Here is a 20,114-nt window from a genome sequence, read left to right as displayed (position 1 = left end):
TTTATCCTATTTTTTCTTTAATTAGTGTTAAGAAATTATTTTTATTTTAAATTTTAAATATTTTCCTAAAATTTTATTTCAATTTTTCACAATTTTTAAACCATTGATTTACATTTTTTTAAAATGCTTTAATTTTATCCACCACTTCCTTAATAATCCAATCCGGAGTGCTAGCTCCTGCACTAATGCCACAATGTTTTTTGTCTTTAAACCACGATTTTTCAAGCTCATCTTGAGTTTCTATAAGATAACTATCTTCACAATAATTCTTAGCAATCAAGAAAAGTTGTTTCGTGTTTGCTGAATTTTTACCTCCAACAATGATAATAATATCGCTTTTTTTAGAAAGCTCGGTAATGGCCGCTTGATTTTTAAACGTTGCATCGCAAATGGTATTAAAAACACGCACTTCTTTAACCTTTAACATCAAAAAATTAACAAGCTCCATAAATTGCTCTACCTTTTTAGTTGTTTGACTCACCACAGCAATTTTATGAGGAAGTTTTAAATCTTCTAACTCACTTTTATCTAAAACTACATAAGCCTTTGTGCTAACATAGCTTTTTACACCTTTAACTTCAGGATGGTTTTCATCCCCAAAAATCACCACTTCATAGCCCTCTTTGCTCATTTGTTCACAGAGTTGTTGAGGCTTAGTTACAAAAGGACAAGTGGCATCAAAAATTTCAATATTCTTTTTTTGAAGTTCGGCTAAATCTTGTTTGGTGATGCCATGTGTTCTTATGATAGCCTTTTTTTCATTTGTTAAATCTGTGATATTTTGCAAGGTTTTGACATTAAATTTTTTTTGCAAACGAGAAATTTCTTCGTTATTGTGGATAAGTGGTCCTATGGTTGCAGCATCTTTGATTTGTTCTGCTTTTTTAATAGCCCTTTTAACGCCAAAACAAAAACCATAATTTTTCGCTAATTCAATAATCAATCTTCACTCCTAAATTCTTAAGTATATCTTTAAAATTTGGGAAAGAAGTTTGAATGCATTCTTCATCATCAATTTCAATCCCACAAATTAAGCCTAAAATCGCAAAAGACATAGCAATTCTATGGTCTGCAAAGCTTTGAATTTTTGCAGATTGTGGCACACCTCCTGTGATTTTAAAACCATCTTCTAATTCTTGAGCATCAATACCGCATTTTTTTAAATTTTCAACCACAGAGCGAATGCGATCGCTCTCTTTCACTCTTAATTCTTTAGCATTTCTTAAAATACTCGTCCCTTTGGCTTGAGAAAAAGCTATTGCAAGAGCAGGAGCTTCATCAATCAACCACGAAATTCTTTCACTCACTTCCACAGCTTTAAGTTCGCTACTTTGTGCGTAAATTTCACCTATGCTTTCAAAACTATTTTCATAAAATTTATAAGTAATTTTTGCTCCCATTTTTTCCAAAACCTTATAAGCCTCAATGCGTGTAGGATTGAGTAAAATATTTTTAATACAAATTTTAGAATGAGGCAATAAAATCGTAGCTAAAACAAAATAAAACGCTGAAGAAGGGTCATTTGGGATGATTATGTCTAAGGGTTTTAAAGCTTCTTTTAGGGGTTGTATTTCAAGGCTTAATCCATCTTGACTGACTTTTAAAGGAGCTTGCATAGCTTTTAACATATTCTCACTATGATTGCGACTAAGCTCTCTTTCTTTAAAATAACAAGTTTGCTTTGCATTAAAAGCCGCTAAAATCATAGCTGTTTTTACTTGAGCCGATGAAATTTCACTCATATAATCAAAAGCCTCAAGTTTAGCCCCTTCTATGCAAAGCGGGGCTAAATTCGCATACTCTCTGCCATAAATTTTTGCTCCTATTTTTTTTAAAGGTTCGCAAATTCTTTTCATAGGACGATTGTTAAGGTATTGATCTCCGCTTAAGACAAAAAAACCCTCCAAAGCACTTAAAAAACCTATCATCAAACGCATTGCCGTGCCAGAATTTCCGCATTCTAAAACACAATTTGGAGAAGAGATATTTAAAGGCGGAATGATTTTAACCTCATCTTCTTTTCTCTCTACTTTTGCTCCTAAATTTTTAATGATTTCAAGAGTGTTTAGAGTATCTTCTGCTAAAAGATAATTTTTAGCCCGATTTGTAGAATTGGTCAAAAGTGAAAAAATCGCAAATCTATGGCTTATGCTTTTATCTGCGGCAAGGTTTTGTATTTGGGCGTTAAAATTTTCTAAAATATTGATTTTCATCTCAAACTTAATCCTAAATTCTCTAAGCTCCTTAGAATTTTATCCATATAAGCTGTGATTTCTGCTTCTTCTAAGGTTTTATCAAGACTTTTAAAGACAAAATTCATTGTCAAACTCAATTGTCCGTTTAAACTTTCATCATCATAAAGATCAATGACTCTAAAATTGTCTAAATTCTCTAATTTAAGCTCTTTGATACAATTTTTAATTGCATTAAAAGAAAAATCTTTAGGAATGAGTATGCTTAAATCCCTGCTTACACTTGGAAATTTAGAGTAAATTTGAGCGATTTTTGGATCTTGTTTAAATAAATTGACATCAAATTCACAAACATAAGTCTTAGGCAAGTCTTTTTTTCTCTCAAGTTTAAGATGAAGTCTTCCTAAAAAGCCTATTTTAATACCATTGACATATAAATCAGCTTGCTCATAAGGACTTAAAAAATTATAATGTGAATTTTTAAGCTCAAAAGCTCCTAAAATATTTTTAATATCCGATAAAAAGCTGTAAAAATCCACTAATGCAGGTTTGGCTTTGTTTGAAATTTGAGCCTCTTCTTTAAAACCGGAATGCACCAAAGCCATGTGAGAAAATTCCTCATTTGTAACATTAAACACAGCTCCACTTTCAAAGAGTTTGATGATTTTCTTAGAATTTTTGACATTAAAACTTACTGCATTTAAAAGATGATTTAAAAGCGTGGTTCTTAAGGTATTAAGCTCGGCGGTTATGGGATTTATAAGTTTTAACTTCACAAGTTCAAAATCAAATTCTTTAAGTTCCTCTTCATTGTCTAAAACATAATGCAAACTCTCAAAATACCCATTATCCACGGCTTTATTTCTTAAATTTAAAAGCTTTTTGTATTCTTTATAGGTTTGGTTATTGCGATTTTTTTCTACGAATTCTAAACCTTTAGAAGCAATACTATCAATGCCTATCATTCTAACAATCTCTTCGCAAATATCAGCTAAATTTTCAATATCCGGACGATGCAAGGGAATTTTAGCACTGATGCGATCGTCGCCAAAAAATGTTAATTCAAATTCGAGTTTTTTTAGAATCTTTAGCACTATATCTTTATGTATCTCTTGTCCTATAATCTCACTAATATTTTCTATATGAATATCAATAACTGAATTTTCTTTATTTTCTAAAATTTGTTGCGAAGAGCTGTAAATTAAAACATTAGGATTTTTTTGGAGTAAATTCAGCAAGAAATTCATACCTGTATTGAGTTCTGGCTCACTTCCTCTAAAACTTCTATAAAGGAGTTTTTCATCTTGTTTTTTATAATGAATTTTAGCCTCTGCAATGACTAAAGGTTGTGTATAATGAGCTTCTAGTATGATGATTTTACTCTCTTCTTTGCATTTAAATTGTTTTTCTTGATAAATACCGCTAATGCTTAAAATTTTATCTTCACACATTATCTTGGTTTCACCATGATTTTCTTGATTTAATTTTAAAAGTATTCCTGTTTTTTCTTTATTAAAATACTCCAAATCATAAGCATTAAAAAGCACACCCGTAGAATGCATTGTGTAATTTAATAAATTTTCAATCGCATGAGAACCCAAAAAATCAATTTGAGCAAGACGCAAATGAATCAACAAATCCGTCTTAATACTCTCTTTAAGCTCTATAACTTTATATATATGAAAGCTATTGAGTTTTTTATCGACGATTAATTTTAAAATTCTGCCTATGGCTAAAACATTTTCATCATCTTTAAAAATAGGACTTTTCCTAAAATCCAAATCCCAAGCTGCTGATAAATCCCTTGCTATACCATAAATGCTCAAACAATCCCCGCGATTTGGAGTGAGTTCGACCTCAATGAATACATCATTAAAAAGAGGATAAGTATTTAAAGCCTTTCCAAGCTCGAGTTTTCCTATACTTTCATCGAGAATTAAAATTCCTTCATTAATCTTAGCAAAACCAAGCTCACTTGAAGAGCAAATCATACCATAAGAATTCACTCCACGAAGCTTTGTAGCTTTAATTTGCATACCATTTGGCATCAATGCACCTTTTAAAGCGACCGGAACAAACTGCCCTACTGCGACATTAGCCGCTCCACAGATGATTTGTAAAATTTCATCTCCCACATCAACCTTGCAAATACTAAGTTTGTCTGAATTTTCATGTTTGATTTTTTCTTTAACATAGCCTACGACAACTTTATCCGGTGCCTTTAAATGATACGCCTCATCAACCTCAATCCCTATGGAATTTAAGGTTTTAACCAAATCCTCTAAACTTCGCTCTTCAATATCTATCCACTCATTGAGCCAACTCTTTGTAATAATCATCTAAATTGCTCCAACAATCTTAAGTCTCCTTCAAATAAAGAACGCAAATCCGGTATCTGATGAAGAAGCATAGCAAATCTCTCCACACCTAAACCAAAAGCATAACCACTGACATTTTTATAGCCAACAAAACCATACACATTAGGATCAACCACTCCACAGCCTAAAACTTCGAGCCAAGTTGTATTTTTACATACCCTACAACCACAACCTTTGCAAAATACACAAGAAATATCTACTTCCGCAGAAGGCTCTGTAAAAGGGAAGAAACTCGGGCGGAAACGAATTTTAACATCACCAAACATATGATGTAAAAAATCCTCCAAAATGCTTTTTAAATTTGCGAAACTTACTTTTTGTCCATTTTCAACAACAAGTCCTTCAACTTGATGAAACATCGGAGTATGCGTTAGGTCAAAATCTCTTCTAAAAACAGCTCCCGGAGTAATCATACGAATCGGAGGTTTTTGCTTAAGCATTGTGCGAATTTGCACAGGTGAAGTATGAGTTCTTAAAAGTCTCTTATCTTTAAAATAAAAAGTATCTTGCATATCTCTTGCAGGGTGAGATTTTGGTAAATTTAAAGCCTCAAAATTATGAAAATCGTCCTCTATCAAAGGACCTTTTTCAACACTAAAATTTAAAGAAACAAAATATTCTATAATTTTATCCATAGTACTCATAACAGGATGCAAGGCTCCATTTTGGGCATTTTTATCAAAATAAGTAAAATTAAAAATATTCTCTTTCATCTTTTCATTTAAGCTTTCTTGCTCTAAAATCTTAAATTTTTTAGCATAAGCTTGATTGAATTCCTCTTTTTGAGCATTAAGAGTACTTGCCAATTCTTTTTTTGACTCCGCATCTAAATTCCTAAGCTTCGCAAATTGCTCTGTGAGCTTTCCCTTTTTTCCAAGCACCAAAATCCTAAGGCTTTCTAATTCGTTTAAATTCTTACATTCTTCAATTTGTTTAATAAAATCTTGCAATTTTTAACCTTAATTTAATAATTTAAAGTCTTATTTTATTGAAAACTAATTTAAATTAAGCATAAAAAATTATACTTTTAAGGTATAATTGCATATAAATTTAATATAAAAAGGAAAAATTATGGAAGAAAAAACTATTTTTGAACTCATTGCTGAAGGCAAAGCTCCTTGCAATAAAGTCTTAGAAAATAACGATTTTCTAGCCTTTCATGACATTCACCCAAGAGCTCCGATTCATATTTTAATCATTCCAAAAAAACATTTCAAAGATTTTCAAGAATTTGATCCTCAATTGATGGCAAAAATGACTTCTTTTATCCAAGAACTTGCTATACTTTTGGGGCTTGATAAAAGTGGATACCGCTTGATTACAAATTGCGGTAAAAATAGCGGACAAGAGGTTTTTCATCTGCATTTTCATATGTTAGGAGGCTCACAATTGCCAAGAGATATTGAAATGGGAGCAAATCCTCAAACTTTATTTTAAAAAATGAGTATTTTTAGCGATTGAGCTTTTATTTTAAAAATTTAAAATAAAAGCTTTATAATTTTAGTTTTTTTAAAATTAAAAATGCTTAGAACAATATTTTTAGTTTTAGATGTTTTTATTTTTTTAATGGTGGATATAAAAATTGAATTAACAAGGCTTACACTTTAAAAATTAAAACCATAGTCTTAACTTTGCAAAAGTAGATTGACACAATAAAAAATTTTAGATTAGATGAAATAAAAATTTAGATTTATAATATAAATTTTTATGATTAAAAATAAAACTTTCTTCTTTGTCTTTGCTCAAGGTTTAATAAATTTTACAAATGAAACATACAAGGACTCTTTTTAGCCTCCTTCAAATAATACGATTTAAAAGAATTCATAATGAATTTAAAAAATAATCAGCACAAGCACTAAAAAATTTAAAAGATTTAAATTAATTTTTCAAAAAGAGAGGTTTTTAAAAATTTAGCTCTTTAAAAAATCCTCTAAAATTTCAATTTGCTTTTCCACACTTTGAACCGAACTCGAACCTTGACTTTTTTTAGAATTTAAAGAAAATTCAAAATCCAAAATATGTGAGGCTTTTTCATCAAAAATAGGATTGATTTTTGATAAATCCTTAAGCTCACTTATATCAACACCTTGTTTTTCAGCTTCTGCAACAAGCTCTCCAACAATAAAATGTGCTTTTCTAAAAGGGATATTTTTCTCTCTGACTAAAAAATCAGCCAAATCAGTCGCAAGCAAATGCCCTTTTTTACAAGCTTTAAGCATATTTTCTTTGTGGATGGTAAGCTCCTTAAGCATTGCGTTTAAGATAATAAGGCTATCTTTTGCTGTTTTAATGCTATCAAAAACTCCCTCTTTATCCTCTTGCATATCTTTGTTGTATGCTAAAGGTAAGGCTTTCATCGTGGTTAAAAGAGAAATAAGATTTCCATAAATGCGTCCGGTTTTTCCGCGTATAAGCTCACAAACATCGGGATTTTTCTTTTGTGGCATAATAGAACTTCCTGTCGAAAAACTATCACTAAGAGTGATAAAAGAAAATTCGGAACTCGAAAAAAGAATAAGTTCCTCGCAAAGCCTTGAAGTGTGCGTAAAAATTACAGCAATATCATAAAGCAAATCAAGAGCAAAATCCCTATCGCTTACCGCATCCATTGCATTTGGCATTATATCTTTAAAATTTAATATCTTTGCACTCATTAAAGAATTTGTCGCATAACTCGTCCCGGCACAAGCACAACTTCCAAGCGGAGAAAAATCAGCTAAATCAAAACTTGATTTCAAACGTTTAATATCCCTTAAAAACATAAAAGCGTAAGCCAAAATATAAAAAGAAAAGCTTACAATTTGAGCATGTTGTAAATGCGTAAATGAAGGCATAAGGGTTGTTTTATGTTCTTTAGCATGAATGAGCAAGGTTTTAATGAGTTCTTTGAGTAGAAATTGAAGTTCTTGATTGCTTTGTCTGACAAAAAGCTTAAAATCTGTTGCAACTTGGTCATTTCTACTCCTTGCTGTATGGAGTTTTCCACCGATTTCAAAACCTATAAGCTCACTCAAACGTTTTTCAATCGCCATATGAATGTCTTCATCTTTAATATCAAAAACAAAACGCTTTGATTCTATCTCTTTTTCAATCTCCCTAAGCCCTTTAATAATAGCATCAAGCTCATTTTTCTGAAGTATCTTACAATTTTCAAGCATCGTTGCGTGAGCAATAGAGCCTTCAATATCTTGCTTATAAAGAGTTTTATCTATATCTAAACTCGCATTAAATTGTTTTAAAAGCTCATCACTTGCACCACTAAAGCGTCCAGACCACATAGAATTTTTCATCATATTCTTTCAAAATCAAAAATTATCAAAATTTAGGACCAAATTGACTGTATTCAACGCCCTCTTTTACATCTTCATAACGTTTGAAATTTTGAATAAACATTTGTGCCAATTTATCCCTTGTATGCTTATATTCTTCTTGATTTTCCCAAGTATTGATAGGATTTAAAAGCTTACTATCAACTCCTTCTAAAGTCTTAGGAACAGCCAAATCAAACACAGCAAAATTTTCAAATTCGCATTTTTGTATGCTACCATCTAAAATCGCATTGATACAAGCCCTCGTTGCTTTAATGCTCATTCTCTTACCCACTCCATAGCTTCCACCGCTCCAACCGGTATTGACCAAATAAACATTAACATTATATTTATCAATCCTTTCACCTAACAATCTCGCATAAATCGTCGGATGAAGTGGCATAAAAGGCTCACCAAAACAAGCTGAAAAAGTTGCTTGAGGCTCTGTAATACCTCTTTCAGTTCCTGCAACCTTAGCTGTGTAACCACTTAAAAAATAATACATTGCTTGTTCTTTACTAAGCTTACTCACAGGAGGTAAAATTCCAAAAGCATCTGCACTTAAAAAAATGATATTTTTAGGATGTCCGGCTTTTAGGCTTGGTTCATGATTTTCAATGTGTTCTATAGGATAGGAAACCCTTGTGTTTTCAGTCTTTGACCCATCAAAATAATCAACCTCTGCATTTTCTTTTAAAACAACATTTTCCAAAAGAGCGTTTCTTTTAATCGCTGAATAAATTTCAGGCTCATTTTTCGGGTCTAAATTGATAGTTTTTGCATAACAACCACCTTCAAAATTAAACACCCCATCATCATCCCAACCATGCTCATCATCGCCGATAAGTTTCCTCTTTGGGTCTGTTGAAAGTGTAGTTTTTCCCGTACCACTTAACCCAAAAAATAAAGCCACATCGCCTTTTTCTCCAACATTTGCACTACAATGCATTGAAAGCTTATTTTCAAGTGGTAACCAATAATTCATCATAGAAAAAATTCCTTTTTTCATCTCTCCTCCATACCAAGTTCCACCAATCACTGCAACATTTTCCTCTATATTAAAAATGACAAAAACTTCAGAATTTAAATGGTCACTTTCATATTCATCATTAACACATTTACAAGCATTATAAACCACAAAATCTGGTTTGAAATTTTCAAGCTCTTCTTTGCTTGGACGTATAAACATATTTTTTACAAAATGGGCTTGCCAAGCAATCTCTGCAACAAAACGAACAGCTTTTTTACTCTTTAAAGATGCTCCACAATACGCATCTTGAATATAAATATTCTTACCGCTTAATTCTTTTTTTGCTTTCTTTAAAAGCTTATCAAAAAGCTCTTTAGTGATAGGATGATTAATCTTGCCCCAAGCAATGTATTTTTGTGAAGGATCTTGCTTCACAAAATACTTATCTTTAGGACTTCTTCCTGTGAAAATTCCCGTATCCACACTAAAAGTTCCGTTTGCAGTGCAAAGACCTTCTTTATTTTTGTTTTCATGCTCAAAGAGCTCATCGTAACTTAGATTATGAAAAATTTGTTTTACATTTTCTAAGCCTAAATCTTCAAAATTTTTCATTTTTTTTCCTTAATCATTTTTTATAAATCGCAACAACTTGATCTTCGCTAACGCTATCTCCTGTTTTGACACAAATTTCTTCAATTATACCATCTTTTGAAGCATTAACTTCAATTTCCATCTTCATAGCCTCTAAAATCATCACAATTTGACCAGCCTTAACTTCATCTCCTTCGTTTATATGAATTTTAAAAACATTACCAGAAATTCCTGCCAAAATAGCTGTTTCATTTTCATTAACTTTTGCAGGATTTTCGTTTATTTTTTTAACATTTTTGATATTGACATCTTTATCAAAACCGCTATGCACTTCAACATGATATTTATTACCATTGACCGCAACGGTGAAACGATTTTCATCGGCACTTATAGCTTTTGGCATTGTGCTGATTTTTCTCACATTAATCTTAGTTTCCCCTTTAAGATAAGCAATACCCTTTTCTTTACAAGCTGCAGCGATAAAAATATTCTCCTCATTAATTTTTATACCTTCTTTTTCAAGAAGTTTTTGAGTATAAGCAAGGCTTTTAGTCTCATCTTTATCGGCAAGATCAATTGCAAGTTCAGTCGTAGGTTTTAAATTTAATTGCTCTGCAGCAAGCTCGATAATCTTAGAATCTGGCTTAACAGGGGTTCTTCCAAAATAACCCAAAACCATTTTTCCATAACCATCAGCAATTTTTTTCCATTCTCCAAACATAACATTGTTAAAAGCTTGTTGAAAATAAAATTGCGATACAGGAGTTACAGAGGTTCCAAATCCACCTTTTTCTACGACTTCACGCATTGCTTTAATCACTTGAGGAAATTTATCCAAAATGTTATTATCTCTCATCATTTGAGTATTCGCTGTTAAAGCTCCACCGGGCATTGGAGAGAAAGGAATCAAAGAATTAACCATAGTGGCTTCAGGCGGTATAAAATAATCCTTCAAGCAATCCATAAAAACTTCCTCATATTTTAGAATTTTTTCTTCTTCTAAACCGCCTAAATCGTAATTTTTTCCTTTTACAGCATGCATCATTGTCAAAATATCGGGTTGAGAAGTTCCTCCGCTCACAGGTGCAGCAGCTAAATCAATCCCATCAACTCCAGCTTCTAAAGCAGCTAAATAACAAGCCACGCTCACACCTGCTGTTTCATGTGTATGGAGTCTAATATGCGTATCACTTGGTAATTTCTTTCTTGCCATTTTTATGGTTTCATAAATTTTATTTGGATTTGAAGTCCCGCTTGCATCTTTAAAACAAACGCTAGAAAAAGGAATTTCAGCTTCAAGTATATCATTTAAAATTCTCTCATAAAAAGGCACATCGTGAGCACCTTCACAATGAGGTGGTAGGTCCATTAAAGTTACTACAACTTCGTGTTTTAAGCCATATTTTGTAATACATTCTCCACTAAATTTGAGATTATTGACATCATTGAGTGCATCAAAATTTCGTATAGTTGTCGTGCCATGTTTAGCAAAAAGCTTAGCATGTAAATCCACAAGCTCCCTGCTTCCTGTATCAAGTGTAACAGTATTCACTCCTCTTGCTAGAGTTTGTAAATTTGCTTCTTTTCCAACAATAGCTCTAAATTTATCCATCATTGTAAAAGCATCTTCATTGAGATAAAAATATAGACTTTGGAATCTTGCACCCCCGCCAAATTCAAAATGTGTTATCCCTGCTTCTTTAGCTGCTTGGAGTGCAGGAAAAAAATCTTCCATTAAAACCCTCGCTCCAAAAACAGACTGGAAACCATCTCTAAAACTCGTATCCATTATATCTATAAATTTTTTAGCCATAAAATTCCTTAAAATAATATTTTTTATTACTATTATACAATGAAATTTCTAATAAAAAGCATTTTTTTTAAATATTTAATTAATAAAACTGACTCTATTTTTAAATATCCTTAAAATACTTTTTTCCTCTGGTATAATATCAAAAATTTTATATCTTAACCCTTAAAATTTCTCTTTCTTTTCATATTAAATTTTTTACTTAGATACTATCATAATAATCACAACTGCCAAAGGTGAAACAAATCTTAAAAAGATATACCAAAGCTCGAAATAAACTTTTTTTACATAGGGCTCAAATAATTTTTGTAATTTTTGCTTATCTATAATAAAACCCGTAAAAATTGCTGTTAAAATCCCTCCAATAGGCATAATCAACTTACTTGAAAGAAAATCCAATATATCAAAAACACTTTTTCCAAACAAACTAAAAGTCTCACTTGTGCTACTCATAAATGATAAAATACAACTCACTCCAAGTATATACACAATGATACCGAGTTAAAACTAAAGCTTTTAAACGCGACATTTTAAAAGTGTTGATTAAGTAAAAAGTAAAAGGTTCTATCATTGAAATTGCAGAAGTTACTCCAGCAAAAATGAGAGAGATAAAAAATATTGTTGCAAAAATACAACCCACTACCCCAAATTTAGCAAATAAAGTCGTTAAAGAAATAAATATCAAGCCCGGTCCTTGCTGTGAAGGATCAGCTCCAAATTCAAAAATAAAAGTAAAAACTACAAGTCCCATTAAAATGCCAATAAAAATATTGATAAAAACTATACTCAAACTGCTTGAAATAAAATTTGTTTTATCCGGCAAACTCGCAGAATAGGTAATAATCGTTCCAACGCCTAAAGATAAACTAAAAAAAGCCAAACCCAAAGCTTCAAGAATAGACTCTACGCCAATTTTCGAAAAATCAGGCTTTAACAAAAATTGTACAGCTAAAGAAAAACCATCTTTACTTGCAGAATAAAAAAGCATAATCAAAAGCAAGATAAAAAGAGTGGGCATTATCCAAACATTTAATTTTTCTATACCCTCTTTAACGCCTTTAGAAACAACATAAAAAACAAATAAAAATATCAAAGTAAAGCAAATGATTTGACTTGAATAATCCTGCGTGAGAAGATGATCAAAAAGTTCTTTACTCGCTTGAAAATCCAAAGGTAAATTCCCGCTTACACTCAAATAAACATATTTTAAAATCCAGCCTATCACCATACTATAAAAAGAAACAATTAAAATTCCTCCTATCATAGTAAAACCTGCAAAAGACCAAGCTTTTTTATGAGTTGGTGCAAGAGTTTTATAAGCATTGACAGGATCTTTTTCACTAAGTTTTCCTAAACTTAACTCGGCTAAAAATATCACAAAAGCTACTCCTAAAGTTAAAATCAAATAGAGCAATACAAAGGCTGAACCACCATTTTCTCCTACTAAAGTTGGGAATTTCCACGCATTTCCAAGACCCACTGCAGAACCAGCAACAGCTAAAATAAAACCGATTTTTGAAAATTTTGAATTCAATGCTGCAACCTTAATTTTTAATTAAATATTTTATATTAAAGCAATTTTTAACTAAAATTTCTATCAATTTCTATGATAAAATTTGTAATTATTGCTTAAAATGTGAAAATTTGTAAATTTTTCAATAAAAATAAAGTTAATTTTGTTAAAATTTGCTCATTGATTTTAAATCTTAAGTAGGGATACGCAAGCCGAACTGATTTAAAACAAAATAAACATTTAAGGTTTTACAATGAAAAAAATTACTTTTTTATTATTAGCTTTTGTGGCTGTGGCTTTTGCTGCAGAACAAGATGTTATTAATGGTTGGATTAAGGCTTTTTCTGTCTTAGCCGCAGGAATTGGACTTGGTGTTGCTGCACTTGGTGGAGCTATCGGTATGGGAAATACTGCAGCAGCAACTATAGCAGGAACTGCTAGAAATCCGGGTCTTGGTGCAAAATTAATGACTACAATGTTTATCGCTTTAGCGATGATTGAAGCACAAGTTATTTACGCACTTGTTATAGCTTTGATAGCTCTTTATGCAAATCCTTATTTGTAAAATCCTCAATTATTAATAAAAAGCCTCTAAATCGGAGGCTTATGCGGTTATGGTGGAATTGGTAGACACGCCATCTTGAGGGGGTGGTGCGCCTTGCGTGTGCGAGTTCAAATCTCGCTAACCGCACCATTAAATAAGATTTTTATTATTTTAAGTGTATTGAATGTTTTAAAATATAAATTATAATTTTTAATAAAAATATAATTTATATACAAATTTCTACAATTTTATAAAATCATAAAAATTCATATTTCAAATTACAATGAATTTATACCCGTATTTTTTCATTAACAAAAGATTTTTTAAAATATATGTTTTGTTAAATTATGTATGATTGTTTATAAGGATAAAAATTTTAATTCTTAAATAAGAAATATATTTAAGAATTTAAAAACCTAGTTGCGAATTTTAAAATTTCCTATTCTATCACTCTTTAAACCAAATAAATTGAAAATAAAAGTCAAAAATTTAAGAATTTTAGCTAAAATGATAAGAAAAATTTTTAAGGAGAAAAACATGTTAAGCAAAAGGTCGCAAGTTTTAGAAGAATCCATAACTCTAGCCATCACAGCTCTTGCTAATGAGCTTAAAGCCAAAGGTGAGAATATCATCAGTTTTTCAGCAGGCGAACCTGATTTTGATACTCCTCAAATCATTAAAAATGCAGCCATTAAAGCCATAGAAAAGGGTTGCGGTAAATACACAGCAGTTGCTGGTATCAATGAAGTTTTAAAAGCGGTGCAAAATAAGCTTAAAAAAGACAATGGGCTTGATTATGAACTTAAAGAAATCATAACAAATGTTGGTGCTAAACATTCTTTGTTTGAATGCATTGAATGTTTGGTTGAAAAAGGCGATGAAGTCATAATCCCTAGTCCTTATTGGGTGAGTTATCCCGAAATGGTTAAATTTGCTGAAGGGGTGCCCGTTTTTATTGAAGGTTTGGAGGAAAATGGTTTCAAAATTACAGCAAAACAACTTGAAAAGGCCATCACAGCTCAAACCAAACTTCTCATCTTAAATTCACCTTCAAATCCTGTCGGTTCTATTTATTCTAAAGAAGAGCTTCAAGCCTTAGCAAAGGTTTTAGAAGGCACAAAAATAATGGTTTTAAGCGATGAAATGTATGAAAAGCTCCGCTATGATAATGTCGCATTTGATGCTTTTGCAAGCATAAGCGAAGATGCTTTACAAAGATCTGTGACCATTAATGGGCTTAGCAAATGTGGTGCTATGCCCGGTTGGCGTTTTGGTTATATGGCAAGTAAAAATCAAGATTTAATTTCAGCTGTGAAAAGATTGCAAGGACAAAGCACTTCAAATATCTGCACCATCACTCAACACGCAGCCATTCCAGCCCTAAATGGAGAATGCGAACAAGATATAGAAAATATGAGAAAAGCTTTTCAAACCAGACGCGACATAGGTTTAGAAATCTTAAGCAAAATTCCAAATATCAGTGTTTATAAGCCTCAAGGAGCCTTTTATTTTTTTGTTAATATCTCTAGGATTGAAAAAGATTCCATGAAATTTTGTCAAAAATTGCTTGAAAAAGAAAAAGTAGCGGTTGTCCCCGGAGTAGGATTTGGAATGGATGGGTATTTTAGACTTTCTTATGCAACAAGCGATGAGCTTATTAAAAAGGGTTTGGAAAGAATTGCAAAATTTATTGACACTTATACAGCTTAATCTTTAAATTTTTAGGCTTTTTTAAAGCCTAAAATTATTTTTTGTCATTTTTTAGCTTATATTTTTGAAATAAAATTATTGAAAATAACACAAAGATAAACAATGCAAATAGATTTTTATTTATAAAGTTATTTTAATTTTATAAATTTTTTGCATAACAAAGCAAACTCTATAATTTTATAGATGTAAAATAAATAAAGACAATAATTTTTTTCAAAGTTTGTCATTTTTTATTTTTAAGGTTTTTTCAATACAGCATTAAGCCTTTGAATGTTATCTGCTTTGCTAAGACTTAATCTTACGATAGAGTTTTCTAAAGCACTCAAAGAATGCGGTATATTTGGATTTAAACTTATCATATCTAAGGCATTGAGCTCTAGTTTTTCATTTTGCACTTCAAAGATAATCTTTCCGCTTAAAACTTGCACATGTATAGAAAATGGAGCCTTATGTTCTTTCATTATACTATCTTTTGCAAGTAAAATTTGGATTTCTTTGCCACTTTCATTGTCTATTAAAACATTGATTTTAACTTCTTTAGGGCTAAATTCTGCCTCATTCCATTTTGTAATTTTCATATTTTTCCTTAATTTTAAAGTATTTAAATTTCACAATTATATTAAAATAAAATTATTTTAATGCTTATTTTATTATTAAAATTATTTAAAATCAATATTGTTTTAAATCATATTTTTATAAACTCAAATTATTTTTTTAATATTTTAAATATAATATTTTTTAATCAAATTTAAAAAATATTATATTTTTTAATTACCTTGCAGTACTTTATTTATTTTTTTATTTCATTTTTAATTATTTTTAGAAAATTTCATATCAATTAAGATAATTTATATTTTAAATTTTCGTTTCAGTTCTAAAATTTCGTTTTCAAGTTTATCGAGTTTATTTTCGCAAAATTCATCTATAGCACGGCTTTTTTCTTGTTTTTTATGCTCAATAATATAGGCTGGAATTCCCACCGCAGTTAAACCTGCACCGACATCCTTTACCACTACGGCATTTGAGCCGATTTTAGCATTTTCTCCTATTGTAATATTTCCAAGAATTTTAGCTCCTGCACCGATGATAACTCCTTTTTTAATTGTAGGATGTCTTTTAACGCCTCTTTCTAAGCTTGTTCCTCCTAAGGTTACACCTTGATAGATTAAAACATCATCTTCTATAATCGTGGTTTGTCCTATCACAATACCATTTGCATGATCAAGAAAAACGCGTCTGCCGATTTTAGCTTCCGGATGCAAATCCACTCCTGTTAAAAATTGAGAAATTCCGCTGATAATCCTTGCAAGAGCTTTGAATTTTTTCTGATAAAGCAAATGTGCAAAACGATAATTAACTATAGCCCAAACACCCGGATAATTAAAAAAAAGTTCAATACGAGAACTAAAAGCTGGATCTTGAATCTTAGGTTGTATAAAATCTTCTTTAATAATGCTCCAAAGTCCCAAATTACACTCCTATACTTTTAAGATAACCATTATCATTTAAAAATAGATAAATTTCACCCAAAATATGTTTTTTTTGTTTTTCATCAACAAGTTTTGAATTTGAAATGCGTTCATTTAAAATATCCATAACTTCGTGTATATCATAATCCAAATCTTCTAAAGTATCAAGGATAGATTGTGCTTCAATTATATTTTCAATTTGATAATTTTTTTCATTAATATTAATGGTTGCTTCAGTAGGATGGATAAAAAGATTGTGTTTCATTCCAAGCACTTCTTGATAGGCACCAACCAAAAAAAATCCTAAAAAATAAGTTTCTTCCTCAACATCAATATCGTGTAAAAACAAAGGATTGTTTTTAGAATAAGAAATTTCTCCATCACTATCACAAGTAATATCCCAAATACTCGCACTTCTTGTAGGTTTTTCATCGAGATGATTAAGCGGCATAATTGGAAAACCTTGCTTAAGTCCCCAAAAATCAGGTATGCTTTGAAAAAGTGAAAAATTCACCAAATACCTTTCTTGCACTTCATCTTGAATCGCGAGTAAATCTGCTTGTTGATCACCTAAAATCAAAATCGCTTTTTTTGCAATTAAATGTGTTAAAATTTCGGCATTAGAGCGGTCTTTTAAATCCACATAACCCAAATCAAAAAGCGTTAAAATGCTTTCTAAATGGTCTATACTATCATGCAAATATTCTAGAGCATTAGAAGGTTTTAAGCTTTTATAGAGATCATAAAGCTCATCGATAAGTTTTGGATTGTCTTTTTTTAAAAGAAGTTTGCTTTCGGTGTATTCTTGAGAGAAAAGCTCTAAGACAGGAGCCACCAAAACAGCGTGATTTGCAGCAACAAAACGTCCGCTTTCAATAAAAATATCCGGCTCTAAATCACTTTTTTGTTCAGCGACATTTTTAAGGATAAATACCACATCATTAGCGTATTCTTTTAAGGTATAATTTCTGCTTTTTTCATTTTTAAATTGTGAATACTCCACAGCCAAACCACCACCAAGATTGATAGCTTTTAAATTTTTTGCTCCCATTTTTCTAAGTTCAGTGTATATATTTCCCGCTTCATTGAGAGCTTTTTTTAGAGGATGAATTTCTGTGATTTGTGAGCCTAAATGAAAATGAATCATTGTAAATTGCTCTAAAAGTTTATTTTCTTTAAGTAAATTCACAGCTTCTATGAGTTCGGTTGAAGTGAGTCCAAATTTAGAATTAATTCCTCCGCTTTTTGCCCAAACTCCTACTCCAGCAGAATGCAATCTTACTCTTAATCCTATATTTGGCTTAGGTTTAAATCTTTCTTTAACAATGTCAATAATGGCTTCAAGTTCATTTAAGCCTTCTATGGTTAAAGTGATATTATGTCCCATTTCAGCAGCGATAAATCCTATATTTATAAGCTCTCTGTCTTTAAAACCATTAACTGTTATAGGTGCGTTTTCGTTATTGTAAGCCATAGCAAGTAAAAGTTCAGCCTTAGAACCGGCTTCAAGTCCGTAATTATAATCCTTTCCAAATTTCACAAGATTTTTAACAAAACCGGGATATTGATTGACTTTTAAAGGATAAACTGCATTAAATTTTCCCTTATAATTAAATTCTTTTCTGGCTTTATTAAAATGACCATAAATATTTTCGATTTGTTTTTTGATAAGATGAGGAAAGCGAAGAAGCAATGGTCCTCTGTATCCGTCATTTCTTAAATCCTTAACCATATCAATGATTGCAGGCTTTTTCTCATAATTCACACAAACCTTGCCGTTTTTAATCACAAAATTTTCATCGCCCCAAATATCTATACCATAATCCATCATAGTTCTTTCTCCAAAGCTTCAATCAAAAGTTTTTTTTCAATTTTATTTTCTAAATTTTTATAAAACAAGGTATTGTCTTTTTCTTCATTTTCTCCCATACATAAGAAAATTTGGGCATTTGCAGAGTCTGCATTTGAAAGATGTTTTGCAAGTTTTTTGGCTTCATAAGATAAAAAAACTTTGCGATTTTTTCTTAATTTTGTGGCAATTTTTAAAAGTTTTGGGATATACAACTCATCTAAAGCACAAAGATAAATTCCGCTTCTTGATATTTTTTGCTCTTTTTGCTCTAAAATCGCGATAAGTCTTTCAATACCTATTGCAAAACCTATGCCATAGCCCTTCTTACCTCCTAAATTTTCAATGAGTCTATCATATCTACCACCTCCTGCAATCGCAGATTTTGCACCAATTTCATCATTGATAAATTCAAAAGCTGTTTTACTATAATAATCAAGCCCTCTAACAAGCTTAGCATCAAGTTGAAATTCTATGCCATTGTCTCTAAGAGAGTTTTGCAGGAGTTTAAAATCCTTTTTGCAAGTTTCACAAAGACTTGAATTTAAAACAGGAGCATCGCTTAGTAATTTTTGACAATCTTCGTTTTTGCAATCTAAAATGCGTATAGGATTAAGCTCTTTACGTTTTTGACAATCTTCACACAGGGTTTCTTTAGAATTTAAAAATTCCACAAATTTGTCGCGATAAATAGGAAAGCAAACAGGGCAACCTAAAGAATTAAGCAGGAGTTCAAATTTAATTTCAAGGCGATTGAAAATTTCAGCTAACATAAGTATCATATTGACATCTTCATACACGCTTTTAGTCCCAAAACTCTCCACTCCAAACTGATGAAATTCTCTCAAACGTCCTTTTTGAGGTCTTTCATAGCGAAACATAGAGCCGTGATAAAACCAACGTTTAACACTTTGGGTTTTGTCTGATTTTTGTTCTATATAAGAGCGGACAATTCCAGCAGTGCCTTCAGGTCTTAAACACACTTCATGACCGCCCTTATCGACAAATTCATACATTTCTTTTTGAGCAATATCAGAGCTTTCTCCAACGCTTCTTTTAAAAAGTTTGCTAAGCTCTAAATGCGGAGTAAGGATTAAATTAAAACCATAATTCTTAACTATTTCTTCACAAACTTTGATGATTTTTTCATAATAAAAAGCATTTTGCCCCTCTAAATCCTTCATTCCTCTTAAAGCATTAATCATCGATAAAATCCTTTATTTGTTTGTGTAAATTTTCTTTTGAATCTTGAGCATTTAAACTTAAAATTCGAGTTTTGATTTTTTTTTCAATCAATTCTAAAACGCTTGTTAATTCTTTTTGAATTTCTAGAAAATATTTTACTCCCCGTTGTTCTATATCATCAAGCTTTTTTTGAGAAAGTCTTTTTTCTATGAGTTCTTTAGAACCTTGTAAAAAAATGATTTTTTCGGGAAAAAAATGATTTAAAGCAAAGTCATTAAGCTCAAAAAGAAAATTTTTATCAAAATCTTTTGCATAAGCCATACCTGAAATAAAACTTCTATCGCTAATAATGAGTTTATTTTTATTTTGACTTAAAATTTCTTCATAATGCTGACTGCGGTCTGCTAAAAAGAGTAAAAATTCGCTTTTTTTACTCATTGTGTAAGGTTTAAGGAGCAAAAGTTCTCTTAAATGTTTTCCAAGTTCTGTTGCACCCGGCTCTTGAGTGAAAATAGCATCCTTAAATTTTTCTTTTAAAAGTGCAATTTGTGTGCTTTTGCCCATGCAATCAATCCCTTCAATTGCTACATACAAA

General features: G+C 31.1%; 15 protein-coding genes, 1 tRNA gene and 1 pseudogene. 4 read left to right on the top strand and 13 right to left on the bottom strand.

Annotation, left to right across the window (positions count from 1 at the left end; all coding sequences use genetic code 11):
• Window positions 1-118: 118 nt before the first annotated feature.
• The 4 genes from CCUN_RS04605 to pheS are packed head-to-tail and all read right to left on the bottom strand — an operon-like array spanning window position 119 to window position 5,520.
• Window positions 119-943: a 4-hydroxy-3-methylbut-2-enyl diphosphate reductase gene (locus CCUN_RS04605; RefSeq protein ID WP_027306436.1), complete on the bottom strand. Its 825-nt coding sequence runs from the start codon at window positions 941-943 to the stop codon at window positions 119-121.
• On the bottom strand, window positions 933-2,213 hold the full coding sequence (gene aroA / locus CCUN_RS04600) for a 3-phosphoshikimate 1-carboxyvinyltransferase (RefSeq protein WP_027306437.1): 1,281 nt from the start codon (window positions 2,211-2,213) through the stop codon (window positions 933-935). Before aroA ends, CCUN_RS04605 begins: the two co-directional genes overlap by 11 nt.
• The gene (gene pheT / locus CCUN_RS04595) at window positions 2,210-4,531 is read right to left on the bottom strand and encodes a phenylalanine--tRNA ligase subunit beta (RefSeq protein WP_027306438.1); all 2,322 of its coding nucleotides are present in this window, start codon (window positions 4,529-4,531) and stop codon (window positions 2,210-2,212) included. The genes aroA and pheT overlap by 4 nt, the downstream gene beginning before the upstream one ends.
• A complete protein-coding gene (gene pheS / locus CCUN_RS04590; RefSeq protein ID WP_027306439.1) occupies window positions 4,528-5,520 on the bottom strand; it encodes a phenylalanine--tRNA ligase subunit alpha in 993 nt (330 codons plus the stop codon). Before pheS ends, pheT begins: the two co-directional genes overlap by 4 nt.
• A gap of 121 nt (window positions 5,521-5,641) precedes the next feature.
• Between pheS and CCUN_RS04585 the strand changes: the two genes are divergently transcribed.
• A complete protein-coding gene (locus tag CCUN_RS04585; protein ID WP_027306440.1) occupies window positions 5,642-6,007 on the top strand; it encodes a histidine triad nucleotide-binding protein in 366 nt (121 codons plus the stop codon).
• Between the two features lie 473 nt (window positions 6,008-6,480).
• Here CCUN_RS04585 and argH read toward each other — a convergent pair whose 3' ends face one another.
• The 4 genes and pseudogenes from argH to CCUN_RS04565 form a co-directional block, all read right to left on the bottom strand.
• On the bottom strand, window positions 6,481-7,860 hold the full coding sequence (argH, locus tag CCUN_RS04580; protein WP_027306441.1) for an argininosuccinate lyase: 1,380 nt from the start codon (window positions 7,858-7,860) through the stop codon (window positions 6,481-6,483).
• 25 nt (window positions 7,861-7,885) lie between these two features.
• Entirely contained in the window at window positions 7,886-9,460 is a 1,575-nt protein-coding gene (pckA, locus tag CCUN_RS04575) for a phosphoenolpyruvate carboxykinase (ATP) (protein ID WP_027306442.1), read from the bottom strand.
• Between the two features lie 13 nt (window positions 9,461-9,473).
• Window positions 9,474-11,252, bottom strand: coding sequence for a biotin/lipoyl-containing protein (locus tag CCUN_RS04570; RefSeq protein ID WP_027306443.1), 1,779 nt, complete (start codon window positions 11,250-11,252; stop codon window positions 9,474-9,476).
• Between the two features lie 195 nt (window positions 11,253-11,447).
• Window positions 11,448-12,783, bottom strand: a pseudogene (locus CCUN_RS04565) (sodium-dependent transporter).
• A gap of 232 nt (window positions 12,784-13,015) precedes the next feature.
• On the opposite strand from CCUN_RS04565, the gene CCUN_RS04560 reads away from it, so the two are divergent.
• The 3 genes from CCUN_RS04560 (at window position 13,016) to CCUN_RS04550 (ending at window position 15,016) form a co-directional block, all read left to right on the top strand.
• Entirely contained in the window at window positions 13,016-13,327 is a 312-nt protein-coding gene (locus CCUN_RS04560; RefSeq protein WP_027306444.1) for a F0F1 ATP synthase subunit C, read from the top strand.
• Between the two features lie 43 nt (window positions 13,328-13,370).
• Window positions 13,371-13,456, top strand: a tRNA-Leu gene (locus tag CCUN_RS04555).
• Window positions 13,457-13,843: 387 nt separating this feature from the next.
• Window positions 13,844-15,016 (top strand): pyridoxal phosphate-dependent aminotransferase, encoded by a 1,173-nt coding sequence (locus CCUN_RS04550; protein WP_027306445.1) that lies wholly within the window; start codon window positions 13,844-13,846, stop codon window positions 15,014-15,016.
• Between the two features lie 236 nt (window positions 15,017-15,252).
• Here the strand turns inward: CCUN_RS04550 and CCUN_RS04545 are convergent, their stop codons facing one another.
• The 5 genes from CCUN_RS04545 to tmk all read right to left on the bottom strand — a co-directional run bounded on the left by CCUN_RS04545 (window position 15,253) and on the right by tmk (window position 20,113).
• Window positions 15,253-15,594 (bottom strand): cupin domain-containing protein, encoded by a 342-nt coding sequence (locus CCUN_RS04545; RefSeq protein WP_027306446.1) that lies wholly within the window; start codon window positions 15,592-15,594, stop codon window positions 15,253-15,255.
• Window positions 15,595-15,864: 270 nt separating this feature from the next.
• Window positions 15,865-16,485, bottom strand: a complete 621-nt coding sequence (gene cysE, locus CCUN_RS04540) for a serine O-acetyltransferase (RefSeq protein WP_027306447.1) — start codon at window positions 16,483-16,485, stop codon at window positions 15,865-15,867.
• Window position 16,486: 1 nt separating this feature from the next.
• The gene (gene speA, locus CCUN_RS04535; protein WP_035176006.1) at window positions 16,487-18,316 is read right to left on the bottom strand and encodes a biosynthetic arginine decarboxylase; all 1,830 of its coding nucleotides are present in this window, start codon (window positions 18,314-18,316) and stop codon (window positions 16,487-16,489) included.
• Window positions 18,313-19,539, bottom strand: coding sequence for a histidine--tRNA ligase (hisS, locus tag CCUN_RS04530; protein ID WP_027306449.1), 1,227 nt, complete (start codon window positions 19,537-19,539; stop codon window positions 18,313-18,315). The genes speA and hisS overlap by 4 nt, the downstream gene beginning before the upstream one ends.
• Complete coding sequence (tmk, locus tag CCUN_RS04525; protein ID WP_027306450.1) at window positions 19,532-20,113, bottom strand: dTMP kinase; 582 nt, start codon at window positions 20,111-20,113, stop codon at window positions 19,532-19,534. Before tmk ends, hisS begins: the two co-directional genes overlap by 8 nt.
• Between the last annotated feature and the right edge of the window lies 1 nt (window position 20,114).

The organism is Campylobacter cuniculorum DSM 23162 = LMG 24588 (assembly GCF_002104335.1).
In the GTDB taxonomy this organism is placed as follows: domain Bacteria; phylum Campylobacterota; class Campylobacteria; order Campylobacterales; family Campylobacteraceae; genus Campylobacter_D; species Campylobacter_D cuniculorum.
The sequence above is the reverse complement of the archived record's forward strand: the minus strand, read 5'-3'. Positions and strand labels throughout refer to the sequence as shown.

Excerpts from the sequence above, each read along its gene's own strand:
- aroA (WP_027306437.1), bottom strand. The coding sequence starts at position 2,213 with ATGAAAATCAATATTTTAGAAAATTTTAACGCCCAAATACAAAACCTT.
- pheT (WP_027306438.1), bottom strand. The coding sequence starts at position 4,531 with ATGATTATTACAAAGAGTTGGCTCAATGAGTGGATAGATATTGAAGAG.
- CCUN_RS04585 (WP_027306440.1), top strand. The coding sequence starts at position 5,642 with ATGGAAGAAAAAACTATTTTTGAACTCATTGCTGAAGGCAAAGCTCCT.
- argH (WP_027306441.1), bottom strand. The coding sequence starts at position 7,860 with ATGAAAAATTCTATGTGGTCTGGACGCTTTAGTGGTGCAAGTGATGAG.
- pckA (WP_027306442.1), bottom strand. The coding sequence starts at position 9,460 with ATGAAAAATTTTGAAGATTTAGGCTTAGAAAATGTAAAACAAATTTTT.
- CCUN_RS04570 (WP_027306443.1), bottom strand. The coding sequence starts at position 11,252 with ATGGCTAAAAAATTTATAGATATAATGGATACGAGTTTTAGAGATGGT.
- CCUN_RS04560 (WP_027306444.1), top strand. The coding sequence starts at position 13,016 with ATGAAAAAAATTACTTTTTTATTATTAGCTTTTGTGGCTGTGGCTTTT.
- CCUN_RS04550 (WP_027306445.1), top strand. The coding sequence starts at position 13,844 with ATGTTAAGCAAAAGGTCGCAAGTTTTAGAAGAATCCATAACTCTAGCC.
- CCUN_RS04545 (WP_027306446.1), bottom strand. The coding sequence starts at position 15,594 with ATGAAAATTACAAAATGGAATGAGGCAGAATTTAGCCCTAAAGAAGTT.
- speA (WP_035176006.1), bottom strand. The coding sequence starts at position 18,316 with ATGATGGATTATGGTATAGATATTTGGGGCGATGAAAATTTTGTGATT.
- hisS (WP_027306449.1), bottom strand. The coding sequence starts at position 19,539 with ATGATTAATGCTTTAAGAGGAATGAAGGATTTAGAGGGGCAAAATGCT.